This is a genomic window from Paenibacillus sp. P4_A9 (assembly GCF_056402415.1).
The window spans coordinates 28,865-51,476 of sequence record NZ_JBFUHL010000035.1 but is presented as its reverse complement, the minus strand read 5'-3'; the positions used below and the strand labels follow the sequence as shown (position 1 = coordinate 51,476).

At 51.9% G+C, this 22,612-nt stretch carries 19 protein-coding genes; all 19 read left to right on the top strand.

Translation table 11 applies throughout. The annotated features are described in order from the left end of the window. Position 1 precedes the first annotated feature (1 nt). The 19 genes from AC1DVJ_RS20340 (at position 2) to AC1DVJ_RS20250 (ending at position 22,599) form a co-directional block, all read left to right on the top strand. Positions 2-805: a LamB/YcsF family protein gene (locus tag AC1DVJ_RS20340; RefSeq protein ID WP_477593048.1), complete on the top strand. Its 804-nt coding sequence runs from the start codon at positions 2-4 to the stop codon at positions 803-805. Next, positions 802-1,569 carry an SDR family NAD(P)-dependent oxidoreductase gene (locus AC1DVJ_RS20335; protein ID WP_477593047.1) on the top strand — a complete coding sequence of 256 codons (768 nt, stop codon included), beginning with the start codon at positions 802-804 and terminating at the stop codon, positions 1,567-1,569. The genes AC1DVJ_RS20340 and AC1DVJ_RS20335 overlap by 4 nt, the downstream gene beginning before the upstream one ends. A 55-nt stretch (positions 1,570-1,624) precedes the next feature. After that, positions 1,625-2,410 (top strand): 6-phosphogluconolactonase, encoded by a 786-nt coding sequence (locus tag AC1DVJ_RS20330; RefSeq protein ID WP_477593046.1) that lies wholly within the window; start codon positions 1,625-1,627, stop codon positions 2,408-2,410. Next, positions 2,407-3,570 carry an N-acetylglucosamine-6-phosphate deacetylase gene (locus AC1DVJ_RS20325; protein WP_477593045.1) on the top strand — a complete coding sequence of 388 codons (1,164 nt, stop codon included), beginning with the start codon at positions 2,407-2,409 and terminating at the stop codon, positions 3,568-3,570. The genes AC1DVJ_RS20330 and AC1DVJ_RS20325 overlap by 4 nt, the downstream gene beginning before the upstream one ends. A 19-nt stretch (positions 3,571-3,589) precedes the next feature. Next, positions 3,590-5,104: a hypothetical protein gene (locus tag AC1DVJ_RS20320; RefSeq protein WP_477593044.1), complete on the top strand. Its 1,515-nt coding sequence runs from the start codon at positions 3,590-3,592 to the stop codon at positions 5,102-5,104. A gap of 75 nt (positions 5,105-5,179) precedes the next feature. Next, complete coding sequence (locus AC1DVJ_RS20315; RefSeq protein WP_477593043.1) at positions 5,180-6,463, top strand: AGE family epimerase/isomerase; 1,284 nt, start codon at positions 5,180-5,182, stop codon at positions 6,461-6,463. A 16-nt stretch (positions 6,464-6,479) separates the two neighbouring features. Beyond that, positions 6,480-7,697 carry an enolase C-terminal domain-like protein gene (locus AC1DVJ_RS20310; RefSeq protein WP_477593042.1) on the top strand — a complete coding sequence of 406 codons (1,218 nt, stop codon included), beginning with the start codon at positions 6,480-6,482 and terminating at the stop codon, positions 7,695-7,697. Continuing rightward, positions 7,631-8,599: an alpha/beta hydrolase gene (locus tag AC1DVJ_RS20305; RefSeq protein WP_477593041.1), complete on the top strand. Its 969-nt coding sequence runs from the start codon at positions 7,631-7,633 to the stop codon at positions 8,597-8,599. The genes AC1DVJ_RS20310 and AC1DVJ_RS20305 overlap by 67 nt, the downstream gene beginning before the upstream one ends. A 16-nt stretch (positions 8,600-8,615) precedes the next feature. Continuing rightward, on the top strand, positions 8,616-10,994 hold the full coding sequence (locus AC1DVJ_RS20300) for a beta-N-acetylhexosaminidase family protein (RefSeq protein WP_477593040.1): 2,379 nt from the start codon (positions 8,616-8,618) through the stop codon (positions 10,992-10,994). Between the two features lie 133 nt (positions 10,995-11,127). Continuing rightward, on the top strand, positions 11,128-11,781 hold the full coding sequence (locus AC1DVJ_RS20295; RefSeq protein WP_477593039.1) for a GntR family transcriptional regulator: 654 nt from the start codon (positions 11,128-11,130) through the stop codon (positions 11,779-11,781). Between the two features lie 28 nt (positions 11,782-11,809). After that, positions 11,810-12,619 carry a hypothetical protein gene (locus AC1DVJ_RS20290; protein ID WP_477593038.1) on the top strand — a complete coding sequence of 270 codons (810 nt, stop codon included), beginning with the start codon at positions 11,810-11,812 and terminating at the stop codon, positions 12,617-12,619. Positions 12,620-12,646: 27 nt separating this feature from the next. Then, a complete protein-coding gene (locus AC1DVJ_RS20285; protein ID WP_477593037.1) occupies positions 12,647-13,579 on the top strand; it encodes a dihydrodipicolinate synthase family protein in 933 nt (310 codons plus the stop codon). After that, on the top strand, positions 13,579-14,526 hold the full coding sequence (locus tag AC1DVJ_RS20280) for an ABC transporter permease (protein ID WP_477593036.1): 948 nt from the start codon (positions 13,579-13,581) through the stop codon (positions 14,524-14,526). Before AC1DVJ_RS20285 ends, AC1DVJ_RS20280 begins: the two co-directional genes overlap by 1 nt. Before the next feature lie 22 nt (positions 14,527-14,548). Next, a complete protein-coding gene (locus AC1DVJ_RS20275; protein WP_477593035.1) occupies positions 14,549-15,442 on the top strand; it encodes a carbohydrate ABC transporter permease in 894 nt (297 codons plus the stop codon). A gap of 129 nt (positions 15,443-15,571) precedes the next feature. Continuing rightward, the gene (locus tag AC1DVJ_RS20270) at positions 15,572-17,176 is read left to right on the top strand and encodes an extracellular solute-binding protein (protein ID WP_477593034.1); all 1,605 of its coding nucleotides are present in this window, start codon (positions 15,572-15,574) and stop codon (positions 17,174-17,176) included. A 26-nt stretch (positions 17,177-17,202) separates the two neighbouring features. Then, the gene (locus AC1DVJ_RS20265; protein ID WP_477593033.1) at positions 17,203-18,126 is read left to right on the top strand and encodes a dihydrodipicolinate synthase family protein; all 924 of its coding nucleotides are present in this window, start codon (positions 17,203-17,205) and stop codon (positions 18,124-18,126) included. A gap of 302 nt (positions 18,127-18,428) precedes the next feature. Beyond that, on the top strand, positions 18,429-19,463 hold the full coding sequence (locus tag AC1DVJ_RS20260) for an ATP-binding protein (RefSeq protein WP_477593032.1): 1,035 nt from the start codon (positions 18,429-18,431) through the stop codon (positions 19,461-19,463). Between the two features lie 358 nt (positions 19,464-19,821). Then, a complete protein-coding gene (locus tag AC1DVJ_RS20255) occupies positions 19,822-20,916 on the top strand; it encodes a GerAB/ArcD/ProY family transporter (RefSeq protein ID WP_477593031.1) in 1,095 nt (364 codons plus the stop codon). 27 nt (positions 20,917-20,943) lie between these two features. Then, positions 20,944-22,599 carry a spore germination protein gene (locus AC1DVJ_RS20250; RefSeq protein WP_477593030.1) on the top strand — a complete coding sequence of 552 codons (1,656 nt, stop codon included), beginning with the start codon at positions 20,944-20,946 and terminating at the stop codon, positions 22,597-22,599. The last annotated feature ends 13 nt before the right edge of the window (positions 22,600-22,612 follow it).

Genomic DNA, 22,612 nt, shown 5'->3' with positions numbered 1-22,612 from the left:
GATGAAGAAAGAAATCGATATTAACTGCGATTTGGGTGAAAGTTATGGCGTTTACCGTTACGGGGCGGATAACGAACTGTTTCCGCACGTCAGCTCGGTCAATATCGCCTGCGGCTTCCATGCGGGCGATCCTCATATTATGAAGAGAACCGTCGAGATGGCAACGGCCTACGGTGTCCGTATCGGCGCGCACGTGGGCTTGCCTGACCGGATCGGCTTCGGCAGACGCATCATGCAGGTCTCGTCGGCGGAAATGTACGACTACATCATGTATCAGTTGGGTGCGCTGGATGCTTTCCTTCGGCCCGTTGGGTTAGCGATGTCACATCTCAAGCTGCATGGAGCGTTGTATATGATGGCTGCCGAACGTGCTGATTTGGCACAAGCAACGGTTGAAGCTGTAAACGCTTTCAATCCCGCATTGGACATTTACACGCTCCCTGGCTCTAGCTTAGCCCGCTTGGCTCAGGAAGCGAAGCTGAGCGTTGTTCAAGAGTTATTCGCCGACAGGCCGTACGGACCCGAGGGAGTTATCATGTTCGGGTGGTCGCTGAAGGACATTGGAACACCGGCTGAAGCTTCGGAACGAGTGATGCGCATGCTTGGCAATCCCGATGACGGAAGCCTACCTACGACGCGGCCCGATACTGTCTGTGTGCACAGTGATACTCCCGGTGCAGTCTCAATCGTACAGAGTGTAAGAGACGCGCTACTGAACGGCGGATGGACGATTGGCCGATCCCGCCAACCGGCGGAGGGCGAGAGAACGACGGCCTGTATAACGCGAGAAGGCGGTGAAGCATGAGGTTCAAGGACAAGACCATAGTCGTAACGGGAAGTGGAAGAGGTATTGGAGCCGAAATCGCGAAAGGCTTTGCGCGCGAGGGAGGCCGGATGGTGCTGGTCAGCCGTACCGCCGAGCAGTTGGCGGATCAAGCTCGTTACATACGCGACACGTACGGTGTGCCGGTGTTGGAGGTTAAGGCCGACGTCGCGGACCTGGAGAAGGTCGAACGGATGACACAACGGGTGATCGAGGAATTCGGTACGATCGATGTGCTGATCAACTGCGCCGGCATGGCTATGGTGGCCCCGTCGTTCGAGCTGACCGAGGAGCAATGGCATACCTGCTTGAAGGTCAACCTCGATTCCGCGTTCTTTTGCTCTCAGCGCATCGGCAGACAGATGATGGAGAGTGGACGGGGCGGTAAGATTGTTAACATTACGTCCATTGCTGCTCATGCTGGCCTGCCTGAGCGTGCCGCCTATGGAGCAAGTAAGGGCGGAGTGATGCAGCTGACGCAGACGCTCGCGGTGGAGTGGGGCAAGCACAACATTCAAGTGAACGCGATAACGCCCGGATTCATTTGGACTGAAAGCCTGCAGACCCTAATCGATCGAGGCGTTCATAAGCCCGAGCGAATGACTGTCCGCATACCAGCTGGCAGACTCGGACGAGCGCAGGACATTGTAGGACCTGCCTTATTCTTATCGTCCGCGGATGCGGATTATGTGACAGGCACCGTGCTGAAGGTTGACGGAGGCTGGCTGGCAAACGGATATGTTTAATGAGGCTGAGGATTGCGATAACCGGATTAAATAAGAGAAAGGATGAGGAAAACAAATGACAACTTATGTTATTCCGAAGGAAACGTTTCAAGTGGATCGGCTGCAAGTGAATTTATACAATGATCGCCAGCTTCTAGGTCGAGCGGCCGGACTTGCAGTTGCCGCCAAGATGAGAGAGCTGCAGGAGCATCAGGACACGATCCGAATGCTGTTCGGCGCTGCGCCGTCGGCAAACGAATTTCTCGCCACTTTGCGTGGGGAAGAAGGCTTACGCTGGGACAAGGTTGTCGCGTTCCATATGGACGAATACATCGGCTTGCCTGCGAATGCACCCGAAACATTCGGGAAATTTCTTCGCGATGGGCTCTTCGACCATGTGAAGCCGGGAGTTGTCCACTTCATAGACTCGTCTAAGCCGCCGGAAGAGGAGTGCAAGCGCTATGGAAGCCTCATCGCTGAGGCGGTGTTCGATATCGTATGTCTCGGAATGGGCGAGAACGGCCATATTGCCTTCAATGACCCGCCGGTAGCCGATTTCAATGATCCGGAGGTCGTGAAGATCGTGGAACTCGACTCGGTCTGTCGGCAGCAGCAAGTGAACGATAAATGCTTCCCAGACTTAACCTCCGTCCCTACACATGCGATTACGATTACGATTCCGCCGATGACGAGCGGAAAATATCTGTACAGCGTTGTTCCGGGACCCACCAAGACTAAGGCAGTCAAGCAGGCATTGAACGGCCCGATCTCGACGGAATGTCCGGCATCGATTATCCGAACCCACGCCAATTGCACGCTGTATGTCGATGTTCTGTCCTGCCCGCCGGAGAATCGCCCATGACGACGAAACAGGTAGTGGATGGAATCTATACGATTACTCAACAACCCATTCGCGTCACCTTTCAAGGCGAGACAATCGAATCAGTGGAGCCGCTAATGCTTGATGAAGTCGACTCGCAGCGGGAGCTGCCGTGGATCGGGCCCGGTCTGATCGATTTGCAGCTGAACGGCTACGCTGGAATCGATTTTAATGCCAATACGCTTCATACGGCTGACACGGAAGCACTTACTAGACGAATGATTGAGCGGGGCATGACCTCCTTCTTCCCCACCGTCTATACGAATACGGTGGAATCCATCGAACAGTCGTTTCGAGCCATTGTCCAAGTATGTGAAGAAAGCCCATTATTCAACAGCTGTGTGCCGGGCTTCCATCTGGAGGGGCCATTCATCTCACCGCTGGAAGGCTACCGTGGAGCCCATCCGGAACGCAACGTGCGTCCGCCGGACTGGGATCTGTTCCAACGCTGGCAGGCGGCTGCCAAAGGGAAAATCGCCATTCTCACCCTATCTCCAGAGTGGGAAGAGGCGGCCGAGCTCACTCGCCGATGCGTCGCTAGCGGCGTGCAGGTGGCCATTGGCCATACCGCTGCGGATGCGGATCAGATCTGCCGAGTCGTGGATGCCGGCGCCAGTATGTCTACGCACTTGGGCAACGCGCTGCCGCAGCAGCTGCCCCGGCATCCCAATAGTCTCTGGGAGCAGATGGCAGAGGAACGGCTACCGGCGACTGTCATACCAGATGGCTTCCACCTCCCGCCGGCGGTGCTTCGTGTCATTATGAAGCTGAAGGGCAACAAGACGATCGCCGTCAGCGATGCGCTGCATATCGGAGGGCTTGCTCCCGGAACTTATGACACCTACTTCGGCCAGGTGCTGCTTACCGAGGACGGCCGGCTCTGCAACGCTGCCAATCCCCGTTACATGGCCGGAGCAGGCAAGCTGCTTGACGAATGCATTGAGTTTCTGCTTCGCGCCGATTTATGCGATCTGCCTACGGCCTGGAGCATGGGCTCCGACCGTCCCGCAGCGATGATGGGGATGGCCGAGAGGGCTGCGCTCTCTCCGGGAGCGCCTGCTGATCTCGTTGTGTTCGATCATTCGATCGACGGAGGCATTCACGTACGACAAGCTTACAAGCGTGGCCAGGCGTTTAAATAAAAGGGAGCGTGATGTGAAGATGACTACGGGAACAAAAGCAACGATAGAGCTAACGGACAAGCGCCAGCTTTTTATAGACGACTATTTGGTTGAGCGTATGTCGGGAGTCGAGCGGAACATTCATGCCGTTAATAAAGATCCCAACAATCCCGTTATGAATCCAGAGCTTCCTTGGGAGGGACATCAGGTGCTGTTGTTCGGTACCGTGTTGAGAGACGATGAAGAAGGCATTTGGAAAATGTGGTACTTCACATACGATCACTTTCGTTACATGGCTGGCATAATTCCGGAAATCAGCCATATCTGCTACGCCGTCTCGGATGACGGAGTGAAATGGAAGAAGCCTCGTCTGGGCGTCGTCGATTATCGCGGTACCAAGGAGAACAACATCGTGCTTACCGGAGAAACGAACGAAGCGCTTCAATATGCGGCGCACCTCGACAACTGTACCGTGGTTAAGGACCCGCACGACCCCGATCCGTCTCGCCGATACAAGATGATGATCCGTCGCCAGACCTGGGACGTCTCCAAGAAGGTGGAGAAGCCATCTACCGAGAAGGGCGACGTTCTGTCCGGGAAGCTTCCTTACTCCGGCATTTATGAAGGAGAGCGGCCGATTGGCAATTATGTACTGTTCTCAGCCGACGGCATCCGCTGGAGAGAGCACAAGGAGCCGGTCATGGTCAAGCCAATCGGTGATACGCTCGCTATCATGTATGATACGAACCGACGCAAGCATGTGGCGTATGTCAAGCAGATGGTGGATGGTAAGCGTGCCCGCTTTCTGTGCGAGAGCGACGATTTCATCCACTGGTCGAACCCGCAACCGATGTTGGCCGCTGACGAGCACGATCCAGAGGATCTGGAGCTTTATCACAACTCGGGCTTCAACTATGAGGATATGTACCTCGGGTTCATGACCGTATGGCATCGGGAAGTCGGCAATTATCTGGACGTGCAGCTGATCTCGAGCCGCGATGGCATTCACTGGAGCCGGGTGGGCGACCGTTCCCCGATCGTCGAGGCCGGTCGGATGGAGATCGATTGGGACTGCACGAGCCAGAACGTCGGGAGCAATGCACCAATCCGCGTAGGGGATGAGCTTCGGGTGTACTATTGCGGGCGCTCGTCCAAGCATCTTCACGCCCAGCACGGACGCGAGCCGAACAAGGGCGCAATTGGGATCGGCCGGCTTCGTCTTGACGGCTTCGTCTCTCTGGATGCCGGCGAAGACGGCGGAGAAGTGCTGACCCGGCTGCTAAACTGCAGCGGCTCCGGAGAGGATCGGCGGCTTGTGATCAATGCCGACGCTACTGGAGGCGGCTCCGTCACGGTTGAACTGGTCGACGAAGCGGGTCAGGTATTGCCAGGTTATACCGCCGATATTTGCTTGCCGCTTACGGGCGATGCCATCCGTTATGAGGTGAGCTGGTCCGGGCGGACTGATTTGTCGGCTATTGCCGGTAAGCCGTTCCGGATCCGATTCCAACTTCGGAAAGCTGCGTTGTACTCGTTCCAGATCGGCTGGCTATAGGCAGCGGCAGGAGCGATTGTTTATGCAGGTTAGGTGCTTGCCAAATCGGAGCGTTCACTATAGGAGGGATACGCAATGTCTACGACCGAGCAGTGGTTGCAAGATGAAGTAGAATTCTATCAAGCTCACATCCTCGATACCATTCTGCCCTATTGGAAAAAGCAGATCGACACCGAATACGGAGGTGTTCTGAACTGTATTGATAATACCGGAACCAAGCTGGTTTCGACGAATAAATACATTTGGTCGCAGGGGCGGTTCCTATGGCTCTGGTCGAGAGTTGCCCGGCTCTGCGCACAAGGCATTTTACCGGAAGATCCCGAGCCTTATTTGGAGCATGCGCAGAAAACCAGAAAGTTCCTCGAAGCGAACGTGTTCTTGCCGGACGGGGAGTGCTGCTATGTGCTGTCCCGTACGGGGGAGCCGTTGGAGGATAAGCCTGGACGTGGCTATGCATCAAGCATCTTCGCCGATTGCTTCGTGATTCTAGGGTTCACGGAGCTAGCCCGCGCCACGCGGGACAGTGCGCTTCTGGAGCGGGCGCTGCAGCTCACGTCGCATGTCGGACAGAGGCTGAAGGAGGCGTTTGTGCCGACTGTGCCTATCGACGTGCCGTTAGGCTACCGGCCGCAGACGTTCCCCATGATCATGCTGAACGTCAAACAGGAGCTGGCTGATGCGCTGGAGGAGTTAGGAGACCCGCGCTATGCGGGTGTTCGCGAGGAGGCCGTCGGGGAAATGCGCGAGTTGATGGACGTGTTCCTGGATGAGGCATATGTCCTGCACGAGCTGCTGCCGGTCTCTGATAATGCTTCGGCCGACACGCTAATCGGCCGACATCGCTGTCCGGGCCACACGATCGAGGCGATGTGGTTCGTGATGACGGAGGCGGCCAAAATCGGGGACGGAGCGATAATTGACAAGGCGGCAATCGCGATGAAGAAGGCGGTCGAGCTGGGCTGGGACCCCGAATACGGAGGTCTATACCGCTATGTTGACCGAGACGGTGGAGCTCCAGCGGGAAGCTTGGTCGGAGGTGCTTTGGAGGAAGTTATCACACGCACTTGGGATACGAAGATTTGGTGGCCGCATTCGGAGTCGATATACGGTTTTCTGTTTGCATATACCCTGACTGGGGATGAAGAGCTGCGGGAGCTGTACGAGCAATTCAAGGCCTATACGTTCGCTACATTCCCGAATCCGGACCATCAGACGGGGGAATGGATTCAAATTCATGCACGCAAAGGAGAGCCGCTGAACGCTTTCGTGGGGCTTCCGGTCAAGGATCCGTATCACATCATGCGGAATTTGTTGCTTATGCTGGAACTGAAGCTGCCGGCCGTTCGGCCGGGTGCTTAAGAATGGAGGAGTACCAATGGAGCAAGTAGCGCCAAGGGTTACCATACGCGACGTTAAGACGATTCTAACTGCACCTGACGGCATCAATCTGGTTGTGGTCAAGGTGGAGACGTCAGAGCCCGGCTTGTACGGACTCGGCTGCGCCACCTTCACGCAGCGATATTTGGCCGTGGCGGAGGCGATTGAGCAGTACTTGAAGCCGTTCCTGATCGGCAAGGATGCCGAACGGATCGAGGATATCTGGCAGACGGCCTCGGTCAGCGCGTATTGGCGCAACGGCCCGGTGCTGAACAACGCGTTGTCGGGCATCGACATGGCGTTGTGGGACATCAAGGGCAAGCTGGCAAACATGCCGCTCTATCAGCTGCTTGGGGGCAAATGCCGAGAGGCTGCTGCGGCGTACCGGCATGCGGACGGTCGGGATGAGGCCGAGGTGGAAGAGAACGTGCAGCGCTTTCTCGAGGAGGGTTATCGTTATATCCGCTGCCAGATGGGGTTGTACGGGGGCACGGGGCATACGATCGTATCACCTAAGCACTCGCTGCCTGGGGCTTATTACGATCCTCAAGCCTACGCTCGCAGCATCCCTAAGCTGTTCGAGCGCATCCGCAGCAAGTTCGGCGATACGCTGGAGCTGCTGCACGACGTTCACGAGCGTCTGGCACCGATCGATGCCGTCCGGCTGGCTAAGCAGCTTGAGCCATACCGCCTGTTCTTCCTGGAGGACCCGTTGCCCCCAGAGCAGCTTGGTTGGATGAGCACTCTGCGCCAGCAATGCGCGACGCCGATTGCGATCGGAGAGCTGTTCGGGCATCCCGGCGAATGGACACCGCTCATTGCGAACCGGCTGATCGATTTTATTCGCGTGCATGTGAGCAATATCGGCGGCATTACCCCAGCGGTGAAGCTCGCCCGCCTGTGCGAGGCGTTCGGTGTTCGCACGGCATGGCATGGCCCGGGCGATGTCAGTCCGGTCGGCCACGCTGCCAATGTGCATCTGGACGTGGCCTGTCCGAACTTCGGCGTTCAGGAGTGGCATAATATTATTTCGCCGCGCCTGGAGGAAGTGTTCTCCGGTATTCCACAAGTTGTGAACGGCTACATCTACCCGAACGAACGGCCGGGTCTAGGCGTCGACATCGACGAACAGCTGGCGGCGCGCTTTCCATGCCGCAACGATCTACCGGAGTGGACGCTCGCACGACTACCGGATGGAACGCCAGCCAAACCATAGAAGGGAGCTTGTCCAAAACGATGAGAATGGAAACCTGCCTATTCAAGCAAGTGGAAGAAACGAAGCTATATGTGGATTTCTATATCCCGGAGACAGCCGGACCGCATCCCATGCTCGTCTGGATTCACGGCGGCGCCCTGATCATGGGCAGCCGGATGGGAGTCAGACCGGAACAGCTCGAGCGGTATACGAACGCTGGATATATGGTTGCGTCAATTGATTATAGGCTGGGGCCGGAAGCGCAGCTCGATGCGATTATTCAGGACGTTAAAGATGCGTACGCCTGGCTGGTGCGCGAAGCGCCCGGCCTCTATGGCGCCGATCCTAAGCGGACGGCACTTGTTGGCCACTCAGCGGGCGGCTACTTGGCGCTCAGCGTCGGTGACCAGCTCGAGCCTGCACCGCGCGCGATCCTATCGTTTTATGGCTATGGCGATATCACGGGTGAATGGTATACGAAGCCCGATCCGTTTTATAGTACGACTAGACCTCTCGTCAGCAAGGAAGAAGCATTCGCTGGCATAGGCAGGGAAGTGCATACTGTCGTGACGGACGATCCAGGTCGACGCTCGTTCTACTTGTACTGTCGCCAACAGGGCCGCTGGCCCCAAGTAATGACCGGCTTCGATCCTCAGCTGGAGCCGGAAAAGTTGAAGCCTTATTGCCCGATCGTTCGTCTTCGGGGCGATTATCCTCCAGTCATGTTGTTGCATGGCGATGCGGATACCGATGTGCCTATAGAGCAGTCGCAGTTGTTCGCAGCGGCGCTGGAGCAAGCTGGTGTAAGGTACGAACTGATCGTGTTACCTGGAGCTCTGCATACATTTGACAAGAAAATGAGTCCGGAAGAGCTTGAGCCTATTTTTCAGCGGGTCATGAGCTTCTTGGAGCAATCGCTATAAATTGGAGGTTATCAGGATGATGGATTTAACGAAGGCCGTCGTGTTCTGTCCGGGCGCAAGTTCAGCATTGGAGAGCCGTGCGGTCGCCATATTGGTTGAAGAAATACAGAAGCGCACTGGCGTCGAGCTCGAACAATCAAGTGTATGGCCCTATGGAACCGGCCGCCCGGTAATTGCCCTCGGCAAGTTAACTGAGCTCGAACCTCACCTGTTGCGCAGCAGCGAAACGCCTCCACAGGGGACACTTGGAGACGAAGGCTACAAGCTATGGAGCATCGCCGACTCCGAGGCAGCCATGCTGCAGGTGTGGATCGCCGGAGCGGATGAGCGGGGCGTGCTGTACGGCGTCGGCCGATTCCTGCGATTGCTGACGATGAATCTCGGCAGCATCGTGTTGGATACCGCGCTCAGTCTGTCGGAGACGCCGAGATTCCCGCTGCGGGGCACACAGCTTGCCTATCGGCCCAAGAACCATTCTTACGATGCGTGGACAGTGGCCCAATTCGATCAATACATCCGGGAGCTGGCGCTGTTCGGAGCGAACAGCATTGAGATCCTGCCTCCGCGGACCGATGATGATCTGCTCAGTCCGGTCATGCAGGAAGATCCTATGACCATGATGGTCCGGATAGGTGAAATCATAGATTCGTACGGCATGGATACATGGATTTGGTATCCGAATGTTGGCGAGGACTACTCCGATCCGGATACAGTAAGGGAAGAGTTGGCGGAGCGGGAAGACGTATTCGCCAGGCTGCCTAATATTAAGGCTGTCCTGATTCCCGGCGGTGACCCAGGATATATGGAGGTCGATACGCTCTTCGTCTGGTGCAGTCGAGTAGCTGAAGTGCTGCGCAAGCATCACCCCGAAGCCACACTGTGGATTTCCCCGCAGGTTATGGACAGCGGTGTAGCCAAGCGTTGGCTGGATGAATTCTACGCCCAAGTACGGATGGAACCGGAGTGGCTGGGCGGGATCGTATTCGGCGCTTGGGTGCGCACGCCCCTGAATGAGCTGCGGCGCCTCGTGCCGGAACGCTACCCGATCCGCCGCTATGAGGACATCTGCCACAATTACCGCTGCCAATACCCGGTTCATTATTGGGATCAGGCCTACGCTTTGACCTACACGCGCGAGAGCATCAATCCGCGTCCGACTGCGTTCAAGCATATTCATAACTTAAGATTGAGCGAATCGATCGGCAACATCACCTACTCCGAAGGGATCGGCGACGATGTGAACAAATTCGTCTTCCTAGACCAGGACTGGAATCCGGATATACCTGTGATTCACACACTCAGAGATTACGGGCGTCTGTTCGCCGGGCCAGACTACACGGAGCAGGTGGCGCAAGGCATGCTGGCACTGGAGCGAAATTGGGAAGGGCCGCTGCTGACGAACGGCCAAGTGGAGACGACATTCAAACAATGGCGCGCCATCGAAGAGAAGGCGGAGGGCGAAGGCTTGCTCGCCGGTAACTATCGGCTGCAGATGGGGCTGCTGCGGGCGTACTATGACGTCTATCAGCGCCGAAGACTGGTGTATGAGATGGAGCTGGAGCGGCAAGCGGTCGAATGTCTCGGGCAAGCGGGCCGGACAGGACCAGGAGAGGCACTGGACGCAGCGGAGCGCATCCTTAAGCGGACAATCGAGCAACGAATTGCCGTGGACATCAGACAGAGGTGCGAGGAATTGGCAGACTCGCTGTTCCACCTCATCGGAGCCCAGACTTCTGTGGAGAAGCATCACGCAATCCAGTGGGAACGCGGGGCATTTATGAGCACGATCGACACCGCGTTGAACGATGCCGAATATTATCTGGAGCAGATCGACTCCATTCGACGGCTGCCCGCAGAGGTGGAGCGGCTCCAGGCGATTTCCGCCTTGCTGAACCGCACCGATCCTGGTCCTGGGGGCTTCTACGATAGCTTTGTTTCGAACAGTCAATCGCTCAAACTGGTTGATTTCGGTACGGGATGGCAGGAGGATCCCGGTCATTTGGCAACGCCGCGCACCCATTTCGAGCCGTCGCTGCTGCATATGGACGATAGTCGGAAGAAAGTGCTTGGCGGCATTCCAAGGGCATGGCTCGGGAGCATCTCCGCCTTGTATCAGGTTCCGTTGACGATCACATACGACAGCATCGATCCTCAGGCGAGCTACTCCATTCGGGTAACGTATACGAGCCGCGCTAGCGCTTCCTTCACCGTCAAGCTGCGAGTGAACGAACGCTTCGTCGTTCACGAAGGACTTGATGTGCAAGCCGTACGCACGGTAGAGGCTCCTATTCCAAAGGAGGCTGGACAAGGGGGTCGGTTCGTGTTCTCGTTCGATAATTTGGACGGAGATAGAGGTCAGGATATTGCGGAAATCTGGATCATCCGAAACCAATAGATGCACGCAAAAACCGGTTGACATGGGCGGGATGCGTGGTAGAATTAGGCTAACAAGTAACACTAGTATGACATGTATACAAGTATGATGAGGTGAGCGCTTGAAGCTGGAAATTCTCGAACGGAACATAAAGATGTCATCCAGAGATTACGTATACGAAACCTTGCGGACTAACATCATCAGCTTGAAGCTGCCGCCCGGCTCGAGCATCGCAGAGAATGACGTGTCGGAGCTGCTCAAGGTCAGCCGGACCCCGATTCGGGAGGCGTTCGTGAAGCTGTCGGAGGAAGAATTAATTGAGATCTATCCGCAGCGCGGCTCCTTCGTCTCGCGCATCGATTTGCAGCAAATCGCAGAAGCGAGGTTCGTCAGGGAGACGATGGAGGTCGAGATTAGTAAGCTGGCCTGCGACATTTTCACAGAAGACGATCTAGAAGACATACATGCCATTATAATCAAACAGACAACGTACAACAACCGGAAAAATTACGACAAGCTGATCGAGCTCGACGAAGAATTTCACCGAACGTTGTTCGAGAAATGCGGCAAGCATCGCACCTGGCTGCTCGTCCAACAGATGCAGACGCACTACAAACGGCTCCGCCAGCTCCTGCTATCGGTCAACCTGCGCTGGGACCTCATTATCGAGCAGCATCAAAGCATCTATGAGCTTATCCGGGAGAAGGATAAGGATCTGCTGGAGCAGGCAATCCGCAACCATTTGAAGTTGTTCGTGCTAGTAAGGAGCGAGGAATTGAAGGAGAAGTATCCCGGTTACTTAAAATGATGACCTAAGATAAGCGGAGGTGCCTGGTATGCAGCTTCAGGATAAATATATTCGAATTCATAGACAAGGCTGGCTTCCGATCATGGTTGGCGATCGCTTAAACGCGCTGGATCTTGCGGATGCATGCGTCAAGGCCGGAGTAAGCGCTATTGAGATAACTTGCAGGCGGAGAGGGGTTCTGGAAGAGATTCGCCAAATCAAATTGCGATACCCCAAGCTGCTGGTATTAACGGGCAGTGTGGTGGAGGAGCCGAAGCTGCTCAAGTACCTCAGGCAACAGCGCGACGACTATCCTACGATGGAAGAGCTTGTGGCTTGCGGCGTCGACGGATTCGTAGCCCAGTTCTGCTTCAGCAACGAAGCGCTGCTTCGCTACTCGAACTCCCATATCATGATTCCGGGGGTAGAGACGATTAAGGAGGCAACGGAGGCAATCCGATATGGAGCGCACTTCGTTAAATTTTGTGCGGTCAGCCCGGAACGGATCGGTCAGATCAACAGTGAAGCGACATTCAAGCTGCTTCCGGTGTTCTATACAGGAGGCGCGTCTACAGAGCGGATTCAGGCTTACGTTAAAGCAGGGGCTGCGCTGCTAGGCGGCGGATGGGATTTAATGCTGGGCAACCGATATGAGGCGCAGCAAGAGAAGGCGGAGCCGGAAGTGCTGCTCGCGAGTGTCAAAGCCTATCTGGATGCGTTTCAAGCCGCTCGAATGTCCACCGTTCCCGACTATGGGCAGCAACTGCTGGCGGATTCGGAAGTCTATTTGAAAGGTCTGCGGCATTATCATCCCTTTACAACTCTCAACTCGAAAATTTCAGTAGTGAAGACAAGGTGATCATTTATGCACAGAGGAGAGAACGCTATGACCAGCATGAAACGGTATCCTGCGACAATCATCGCTACAGCGTGCATCCCCTGGGATGAACAATATCAGTTTGACGAACCGAGGTTTCGCCGCCAAGTCCGCCGCTTGATCGAGAACGGCATGACACATATTTACTTGTTCGGTACAGCTGGAGAAGGCTTCGCTGTCAACCAAGAGCAGTATGAAGCGATTGTCCGGGCCTTCGGTGAAGAGATGAGCGGGCCAGAGCTGTACCCTATGGTAGGTGTGATCAGCCTCTCGATGCAGTTGCTGCAAGAGCGTCTTGCAACCGCTTACGCGATGGGGATCCGCGATTTCCAATTCGCTCTGCCCAGTTGGAGCCCGCTCACCGACGATGAGACTGTATCCTTTGTACAAGAGCTGTGCGAGCCATATCCGGATTGCAGGTTCATGCACTACAACACGCCAAAATCGAACAAAGTCGTAAGCCCGGCTTTGTACGTCAAACTAGCGGAGCTCGTGCCGAATCTAGTTGCTTCCAAATTCCCATCCCACGATTTGGCGACGATCCACGATATCGTCGAGACGCCGTCGCCGATCCAGTTTTTCCTAGGCGAATTCGGATATGCATATGCGTCCATGTTGGGCGAGTGCGGGCTGCTCGTATCCTCCGGCGCAACGAACCTGGCCAATGTTCGACTTATTCACGAAGCCGGCCAAGCCCAAAATATACAAGCCGTGATGCCAATGATAAGCGAGCTTCGCGCCATGGATAAGAAGCTACACGCACTGGCGGGGCCTGGGTATATCAACGGTGCGTTTGACAAAGCCCGCTACTGTATCACTGATCCAGAGTTTCCTACGCGTATGCTGTCTCCCTATAAAGGATTATCCAGGGAAACGACCGAGAAATTCGGCAGCTTCGTGCGTCAGACGTATCCTCAATGGATGGAAGGCGGGATGCAATAATGGCCCATCCCGTTGTTCTGCCCAGTGAAGTGAAGACAAGCCGTAAGATGTCCTTACTTACCCGATTGAGACGGGAAAAGTCGCTCCTCCTGATGATTATGCCTGCTGTTATCGGATTCTTACTGTTTTCATACTTTCCCATCTATGGCGTCATTATTGCTTTCCAAGACTATGATCCGGTCTTTGGTTTCTTCGATAGCGATTGGGTGGGCTTCAAGCACTTTATCAACTTCTTCAATGATCCTTACTTTGGACGGATTATCCGCAATACCATTCTGCTCAGTTTCTACAAGCTGCTGTGGGCGTTCGCCTTTCCGATCGTCTTTGCCTTGTTCCTGAACGAGCTGCGATCCCGCATTGTGAAGCGGACGATCCAGAGCATCTCGTACTTGCCTCACTTCTTGTCGATGGTCGTGGTGGTTGGGTTGATTCAAACGCTGTTCGGCTCGAACGGACCGATCAATGCCCTTATCCACTGGCTCGGCGGCTCAAACATTAACTTCTTGGTCGATCCGTCTTGGTTCCGTCCGATGTACATTTCTTCGGCCGTTTGGCAGCAGACGGGATGGGACTCGATCATTTACTTGGCGGCGATGTCCAGCATAAGCTCCGATTTATATGAAGCAGTCGATATGGATGGGGCCAACCGGTTTCAGAAAATGTGGCACATAACGCTGCCGGGAATCCGGCCAACCATTATCATCTTGTTAATATTTGCCGTGGGTCATCTGGTCGGGGTGGAATTCGAGAAGGTGTACTTACTGTACAGTCCGGCGACGTACTCGACAGCTGACGTTCTGCAGACTTATGTATACCGGCGAGGCATTGTCGGGGGAGATTTCAGCTATGCGGCAGCTATTGGGTTATTCAATTCCGTGATTGCGCTCATTCTGATTGTGACGACTAACTACTTGAGCAAGCGTCTATCTAGCACCAGCTTGTGGTAAATTCATGCAGGGAGTGAACCTAGTGAAGCACCAAGTAAGCAAACGCTCCAAAATGTTCAATGCGGTTAACGTGACGGTTATGGTCCTCTTTGCCTGTTCGATTTTATACCCGTTCCTTAATATGATTGCGATCTCATTCAGCATGCCCTCGCATGTTGCGCTCGGTGAGATTACGCTATTCCCCAAGGACGCTCGGTTGAACGCCTATCAGGCGTTGTTGCATTCCAACGATGTGATTCGATCCTACGGCAACACGATTCTGTATTGTGCATTGACGGTCGTTATGACCTTGCTCATCTCATCTATGGCAGCTTATACGTTGTCAGTACATACCTTCTCCTTCAAGAAGCTGTTCGTCATTCTGTTCGTCATCCCTATGTTCGTAAGCGGCGGCCTTATCCCGATGTTCTTGGTGATCAAGTGGCTGAACCTGTACAACACGTTCTGGGCGTTCGTGCTGCCGGCCTGCTTCTCCGCCTGGTATATCATTCTGCTCCGCACGATGATGGAGACGCTGCCGGACGGATTGCGCGAATCGGCTCATATTGACGGGGCTGGCGAGTTCCGAATCTATGCGCAGATTGTAATGCCGTTAATAAAACCTATGCTTGCTACGGTCGGCTTGTTCAGTATGGTTGGCATGTGGAACAGCTTCTTCGCTCCGTTAATTTTTTTGCAGGATCCTAAGCTTTACCCATTGCAAATTATTCTTAGACGCTTGTTGACAGGGGGGGAAGGAGGCAACGCGGTTATTAATGCCGGCGGCGCGATGGCGGAAGAGTTCAAGGAAGCCGGGTTTCTAGAGACGCTTAAAAATGCTGCCATGGTCATTACGATCGGACCTATCGTGCTGATTTACCCCTTTGTCCAGAAATACTTTATTCAAGGCATGCTCGTAGGTTCCGTCAAAGGCTAAACATGAATTTCAGGTTGCCCGAGATTACCGGATCCCGGCTCGCAGCAAGAATCTACAACATAGATGGACATTCCTTGGGTCCGGCTACTCCTGCACATAGCAAAACAAAAAATGGGAGGTTGGTTGAAAATGAAAGCTCGAAAGGTAGGCGTACTCATTACAGCACTCGCTATGTTCGGAGGTTTGCTGGCAGGCTGCAGCAGTGGTTCCGAAGAACCGACGAAATTGCCCGAAGCCACGAAGGGATCTACGGCAGCTCCAAGCTCAAGCCCTTCTGGGCCTCCAGCTGAATTGAAGATGTTGTTTGCTGATACGGGCGTCAACAAGCTCGATGATCAGCTGCACGTCATCAAAGAGACGGCCGCAGCCGCCAATGTACATATTACGCCGATTCCAGTGCCATCCGCACAGTTCGCCGAGAAAATCAACCTCACCATCGCAAGCGGCGACATGCCTGATATTCTTAGCATTCCGAATGTCGCCAACATCGTCTCGAAGCAATATGGCGCCAAATTGTTCGTAGCGTTGGATCAATATTTCGACAAATTACCTAATTTGAAAAAATATATCGATAAATATCCTGAAATTCGCAAAATCAGTTATGCGACAGACGGCCATCTGTATCATTTTCCAAGCATTAATCAGGAAGTGCTGCTAGGCAACGTCCCGCAAGGGCGGACGGACTTGCTGCTCAAGAACGGGATCGATCCTATGGGGTTGAAAACAGTAGATGATTATTACCGCGCGATGGAAGCGCTTAAGAAAGAGCTTGGCGTGCCTCCGATTGTATTCCGTGGCGGCGTTAAGAACATGAACAGCGTCATGCCTCCGGTGTTCGGAACGTCAGGCGGCATGTGGTACAACTACAACGATAAGAAGTGGAGCTTCGGACCGCTTGAGGAGAACTACAAGTCCATGGTGGAATTCATGGCGAAGGCTTACAAGGGCGGTCTAGTTCATCCAGATTTTGCCACCCAGGACGGCGAAGTAGCTTACAACCTGATCGCAAGCGGCAAGGCTGGTTTCTTCCCGTCAACCATGACACTTGGCCTGACGAACATCGAAGTCGACTTCACTAAGCTGAAGGTGGCCGATACCGCTCGCTGGAGACCTTGGTCTTTGCCTGTGGTGAACGGTAAACAGTCAAAGGTTGTGCTGAAGAGCGCGATCGACAGCAACTCAACGGTTAAGGTCATAAACAAGAATAGCAAAAATTTGGACGCTGCACTCCGTTATATCGACTACTTGTACACCGACGAAGGCGCTAGCGTAATTAACAACGGTAAGGAAGGCGTTACTTGGGAGAAGGTTAACGGTGAGTTCCGCTGGAAAGTCAAGCTATACGGCAACAACGATCAGCTTCCGGACGAAGAGAAGAACAAGTACACCACTTACGGGATTCAGAACAACCGATACCCGTCCTTGTTCCCGCCGACGAACACGAAGCCTGAATTCGACAAGCAGATTAAGGCCGATGAGAAGAAGTACTACGACGCCGGGTTCGTAGAGAAGGCTGCCCCTGTGCTTGTGTTCACGCCAGATGAGAACAAGACACTGGCAGCAGTCTTGACACCACTGCAGACGTTCGTCGACGAGAATGTGATCTCTTTCATTTTGGGCCGCAAGCCGATGACCGAATGGAACGCCTTTGCTGATCAAGCGAAGAAGATGGGCATAGATCAAATCAACAGCATCTATGACGCAGCCATGAAGCGTTACGATGAGGCCAAATAATACGGACGAAAGGAAGAGACACCACATTGAACTTACTGCATCCTGTTCCAGATGGCGTATGGCCTACAATGGTCACCCCCTTTACTACCGATAATGAAATCGATTATAACGGACTTGCAAGTATGATTGATTGGTATATTGCGAACGGCGTTCACGGTTTGTTCGCCGTGTGCCAATCGAGCGAGATGTTCGCGCTGTCGCTGGAGGAGAGGGTGGAGCTGGCACGCTTTGTGAAGGCGCATGCGGCTGGCCGTGTCCCTGTCATTGCCTCGGGACATATATCGGACAGCATGGAGGAGCAAATTGAGGAGATCCAGCGGATCTCCTCCACCGGGGTTGATGCGTTCGTGTTGGTCAGCAATCGGCTGGCAGCCGAGCATGAAGACGACGAGGTGTGGCGCAGGAATGCGGAAGTTCTGCTCAGCCGTGTTCCGGATGTGGCGTTCGGCGTGTACGAGTGTCCCTATCCGTACAAGCGGCTGCTGTCGCCAGAGCTGTTGAAGTGGTGCGCTGACACTGGGCGCTTCTACTTCCTGAAGGACACGTGCTGCAATGTCGATCAGCTGCGCGTGAAGATCGAAGCCGTCCGTGGAACACGCCTGAAGGTCTTCAATGCGAACGCGACGACGCTGCTCGAATCGCTGCAACTTGGAGCGGCCGGATTCAGCGGCGTCATGGCTAACTTTCATCCCGATCTGTACGCCAAGCTGTTCGGCATCTATGAGAAGGACCCGGGGCAGGCTAATGCGTTGCAAAGCTTCCTTGGCTCAGCCTCGCTGATTGAGTTGCAGTATTATCCTGTGAACGCTAAGTATCATCTCAGCTTGGAGGGCATTCCGCTTACGATTCACAGCAGGGTGAAGGACGCAGGCCTGCTCAAGCCCAATCACCGGTTGGAGGTTCAACAGCTGGAGGAGATGGCGGGCATGGTTAGAAAGTGGATTGTGTAAGGGCGGAAGCGGCGCAATTAATGTATAATATTTACAACTATTGAAAGAAGAACATTACTCCAATAAACTACAAAATGAGGCTGCCGCTGCGAAAACGAGTGGCAGCCTCATTATGCTAGGATAATGGGTTTAATACTAACAGCAAACATAAATTTATTATATAATAATGTAGTATCTATGCTACCTTTTGACCTCTAATTACTAAAAATGAATGATTAAAAAGGAAATGAGCTATGAGAATCAATCCTAGACATCGAAACCAGCATATTAGAAGGAGTCTCAATTTTACTGCGAAACAATCTATGCTGCATGTTAGTGAACACCGTTATCGACGCATGGTTGAGATCTCTCCAGAACCAATAATTGTACATAGCGAGGGAATTCTTATCTTCTTAAATAGAGCAGCTATAAAATTGATTGGTGCGAATTCTCAAGAGGAAATGATCGGAAGATCTATTTTTGACTTTATTCAATTTGATTACCATGCAATAGTAAGACGTCGTCTTCTCGAAGTAGGAGATGAAGATAACTACCTTGAATTCATACCTATTGAATTAATTCGTATCGATGGAGAAAACATTGAAACCGAAATTTCTAGTGTTGAGGCGTTTAATTTCTTGGGGAGGGCAGTTATACAAAGTGTGATAAGAGATACCTCTGCTAGGAAAAGAAATGAAGAATTTTTAGAAAGAACAGACAAACTTACTACTATTGGACAATTAGCTGCAGGAGTTGCCCATGAAATACGTAATCCATTAACTACTCTTAAAGGATTTACACAATTACTAAAAAGTAAGTATAGTGACCCCTATTTTACAATCATGCTGGAGGAACTGGATCGCATAAACTTAATTGTAAATGAGTTCATGTTGCTGTCAAAACCTCAGATTTCAAATATGCAACAAAATAATTTAAAAATACTAATGGATAACGTAATCTTTCTTTTAGAAGCACAAGCAATTTTTAACAATGTACAATTAATTTATGAACTTGAAGAAAACATTCCTCTAGTCTTCTGTGATGAGAATCAACTAAAACAGGTATTTATTAACATTATGAGAAATGCAATTGAAGCAATGCCTAACGGAGGGAATTTAATTATTCAGAGTAAAGTAAGTAGTGAAAAAGTTTTAATTCGTTTCATCGATCAGGGGGATGGTATTCCCGAAGAACAGATTGTTAAGCTTGGTCAACCTTTCTTTACCACTAAGGAGAAGGGGACAGGCTTGGGATTAATGGTGTGTTACAACATTATAGAAGCGCATAAAGGTACTATGTATATAGAAAGTGAGCAAGGTATAGGTACAAGCGTTAACATTATTTTCCCCATTAAATAGAACATTTTACTTTTAGGAGATGAATGGTTGGATAACAGCTAATTGCTTGTTTGTTGATGGTTACATCGGAATTGGAAAAACATTCTTTCCTAAGGAAATCATACGAAATATTTGGAAATTTTAACACGAGCCAATATGGCATCGTGTTTTTTTGCGCAGAAACGAACATAAAATTAGTGCAATAAAAACGACAAAACAAGTTACAATCACTTTTTTCTCAAAAATTATGAAATAAAACCCTGAACAAAGCTAGCAAAAAGAATAAAAGGGCGGATCTGTAGCTGCATCGTGCATGAAATGTGGCCAATGTGGTCAAAGTAAGCAGGGTTGTTATTTCTTTCCAATAGAGGTGGGGACGATGGAGAAAGTCAGTCATTCACAGCTTGTGACGCTTATTATTATGATTCAGGTAGGAAGCTCGCCATTGTTCCTACTCGGCAAGGAGGCTGGAACGGATTCATGGATCGCGATATTAATAGCCATGGTAGTCGGATTATTGCTCTTATTACTCACTTTTCATATTCACCGCCTTGAACCCGACAAAGATCTTATTGAAATTTGCAACGCATACGTCGGTAAATATATAGGTTATTTAATCGCGATTGCGTATTTCGTATATTTCTCTTACCAGTCGGTTAGAAACATTAGGGAGTTAGGGGATCTAATAAACCTGTATTTGCTACCGAATACACCGCTATATGTCTTGATTGGCTGTATAGTTCTCATCGCGGGTTATACAGTCTGGCATGGCATCGAAGTGTTCGGGAGAATTACTCAGATTATCCTTCCAATTATCATTTTGGTACTCGGCGTATTTATTATTTTAATCTATAACAATAATCTAATTGATCTTCACCGAATTGAGCCCATTCTGGATAATGGATGGAAGAAAGTCATAGACGCTTCCTTTCCCGAGTTGGTATCGTTCCCTTTTGGAGAGATGGTGCTGTTCCTAATGTTCTGGAAATTCGTCACGCCACAAAATAAGGTGTTCCGAAAAACCGTCTGTTGCTATGCAAGCTCAGGTATATTCATGGCACTGTTCAACTTTATCATTGTGACTGTCTTAGGCCCGATTTCACAGATGAGCGTAGTTCCCTTTATTCAGATGATGAGTCTAGTGCATTTCGCTTCATTCCTCGAACGGTTTGATCCGATTGTTATGGCGTTATTGTACTTTCTCGTCTTCATCAAATTAACGGCCTACTACTTAGGCGCAGCATTTGTCGGAAAGCATCTCCTTAAAGTGGACAAACGGTACATAGTGATTACCATTGGCGTTGTACTGTTCATCGGTTCGCTCTTATTCCGAAGCTACATTCAACATATGCGAATTGGAATCATGAACTTAAAATACCATTTTCCCATCTTTCAAATCTATTTGCCCGTTTTACTACTTATCGTGATGTTAATCCGGAGCCGCTTACGGGAAAATGGGCATAAGCAATCTTAACGATACCAAACTGGTGAGGATATGAGGATGAGAATACTCTCGAAACGAAAAAAGACGAACAAAGCTGGCCAAAGTGCGAATAATCGTAAGGAAGCTCCGAACCAAGGTCAGACGGTTGTGAACACGCCTAAGGCGGAGACGAAGCAACCGATATCTGTGAATTTGACGTCCAACGTGGAGTGGCTCAATAACGAACTCGGTAATAGTTCGGATGTCGTCGTACGAACATTCATAGACACGGCATCCAGAATGGAGGGGGTAATAATCTATATCGATCATATGGTAGACCAACAGACGGTCAACCATATGATCGTCCAGCCAATACTCTCCGAAATTGGAGCGAATTCAAACTTGAGCCAATCGGACTGGATGGAATTGCTGAAGAATAAAGCAATATCCGTAGGCAGGATTAAAGATGTTCAGACGCTAGACGAAGCTATTACACAGCTTCTGGATGGTAACACGGTTATATTTCTTCAAGGCTACCAGGTAGCCATATCAGCTAGTTCGGCTGGAGGAGAGAAGCGGCCTGTAGAGGAGCCGTCCTCACAGACTGTTATCCGCGGCCCGAAGGATTGTTTTACGGAAAACATCGACACGAACCTATCACTGATTCGACGCCGAATAAAATCCCCGCTGCTAAGAATTGAATTTCGGCAAATTGGCCGGCAAACGAAGACGCGAATCGCGGTCTTGTATTTGAAAGGTATAGCTAAAGACGGCGTAGTGAAAGAAGTAATGACCCGGATAGATCGTATCGATACGGACAGTATTCTGGACAGCGAGTATATTGAAGAATATATTCAAGACGCTACCTTTACACCGTTCCCAACGATTCTAAACACAGAGCGACCCGATGCTGCTTCAGCGAGTCTACTTGAAGGACAGTTCGTAGTTGTCGTGGATGGATCCCCGTTCGTTCTGATTGCTCCGGTTACGTTCAACCGCTTCTTCCAATCGAGTGAAGATTATTATCAGCAGTTTGATATCGCGACATTCCTGCGAATCCTCCGCTATTTAGCATTCTTCATCTCGATGATACTTCCATCACTATTCATAGCGTTGACGACAGTACATCAGGAGATGCTTCCTTCGATTCTCATGATCAGCTTGGCCGCACAACGCGAAGGCGTACCATTCCCGGCGATCGTTGAAGCGCTGCTAATGGAAGTTACGTTCGAGTTGCTTCGAGAAGCGGGTGTTCGGATGCCGCGGGCAATTGGTCCTGCGATCTCAATCGTCGGTGCGCTTGTTCTCGGGCAGGCGGCCGTGCAAGCAGGCATCGTATCTGCAGCCTTGGTCATTGTCGTATCCTTCACAGCGATCACCAACTTCGTTATCCCGGCGATTGAAATGGGAAACGCCGCAAGATTGATTCGCTTCGTTATGATGATACTCGCCGCTACGCTCGGACTGTTCGGCATTCTGTGCGGATTGACGATAATTCTTGTTCACTTGGCGAGTTTGCGATCGTTCGGTATCGCATATCTAACGCCTTTCTCGCCGTTTACCTGGTCAGACTGGAAGGACGTATTCCTTCGTTTGCCTCGTTGGTCCATGAAGAAGAGGCCACTCGATGTGTCCTCCGGCGATAATCGGATAAGGCAAGCTAGCAATCAGGGTCCAAAGGTACCGCCAACGCCAGGCCACGAGCAAGACCCGATGCCAGAGTCGAATGGATAGGAGAGAGAAGGAA

What these genes read in the sequence shown, in the direction of transcription:
- AC1DVJ_RS20340 (WP_477593048.1), top strand. Translation starts at nt 2, where the DNA reads ATGAAGAAAGAAATCGATATTAACTGCGATTTGGGTGAAAGTTATGGC.
- AC1DVJ_RS20335 (WP_477593047.1), top strand. Translation starts at nt 802, where the DNA reads ATGAGGTTCAAGGACAAGACCATAGTCGTAACGGGAAGTGGAAGAGGT.
- AC1DVJ_RS20330 (WP_477593046.1), top strand. Translation starts at nt 1,625, where the DNA reads ATGACAACTTATGTTATTCCGAAGGAAACGTTTCAAGTGGATCGGCTG.
- AC1DVJ_RS20325 (WP_477593045.1), top strand. Translation starts at nt 2,407, where the DNA reads ATGACGACGAAACAGGTAGTGGATGGAATCTATACGATTACTCAACAA.
- AC1DVJ_RS20320 (WP_477593044.1), top strand. Translation starts at nt 3,590, where the DNA reads ATGACTACGGGAACAAAAGCAACGATAGAGCTAACGGACAAGCGCCAG.
- AC1DVJ_RS20315 (WP_477593043.1), top strand. Translation starts at nt 5,180, where the DNA reads ATGTCTACGACCGAGCAGTGGTTGCAAGATGAAGTAGAATTCTATCAA.
- AC1DVJ_RS20310 (WP_477593042.1), top strand. Translation starts at nt 6,480, where the DNA reads ATGGAGCAAGTAGCGCCAAGGGTTACCATACGCGACGTTAAGACGATT.
- AC1DVJ_RS20305 (WP_477593041.1), top strand. Translation starts at nt 7,631, where the DNA reads ATGCCGCAACGATCTACCGGAGTGGACGCTCGCACGACTACCGGATGG.
- AC1DVJ_RS20300 (WP_477593040.1), top strand. Translation starts at nt 8,616, where the DNA reads ATGATGGATTTAACGAAGGCCGTCGTGTTCTGTCCGGGCGCAAGTTCA.
- AC1DVJ_RS20295 (WP_477593039.1), top strand. Translation starts at nt 11,128, where the DNA reads ATGTCATCCAGAGATTACGTATACGAAACCTTGCGGACTAACATCATC.
- AC1DVJ_RS20290 (WP_477593038.1), top strand. Translation starts at nt 11,810, where the DNA reads ATGCAGCTTCAGGATAAATATATTCGAATTCATAGACAAGGCTGGCTT.
- AC1DVJ_RS20285 (WP_477593037.1), top strand. Translation starts at nt 12,647, where the DNA reads ATGACCAGCATGAAACGGTATCCTGCGACAATCATCGCTACAGCGTGC.
- AC1DVJ_RS20280 (WP_477593036.1), top strand. Translation starts at nt 13,579, where the DNA reads ATGGCCCATCCCGTTGTTCTGCCCAGTGAAGTGAAGACAAGCCGTAAG.
- AC1DVJ_RS20270 (WP_477593034.1), top strand. Translation starts at nt 15,572, where the DNA reads ATGAAAGCTCGAAAGGTAGGCGTACTCATTACAGCACTCGCTATGTTC.
- AC1DVJ_RS20260 (WP_477593032.1), top strand. Translation starts at nt 18,429, where the DNA reads ATGCTGCATGTTAGTGAACACCGTTATCGACGCATGGTTGAGATCTCT.
- AC1DVJ_RS20255 (WP_477593031.1), top strand. Translation starts at nt 19,822, where the DNA reads ATGGAGAAAGTCAGTCATTCACAGCTTGTGACGCTTATTATTATGATT.
- AC1DVJ_RS20250 (WP_477593030.1), top strand. Translation starts at nt 20,944, where the DNA reads ATGAGAATACTCTCGAAACGAAAAAAGACGAACAAAGCTGGCCAAAGT.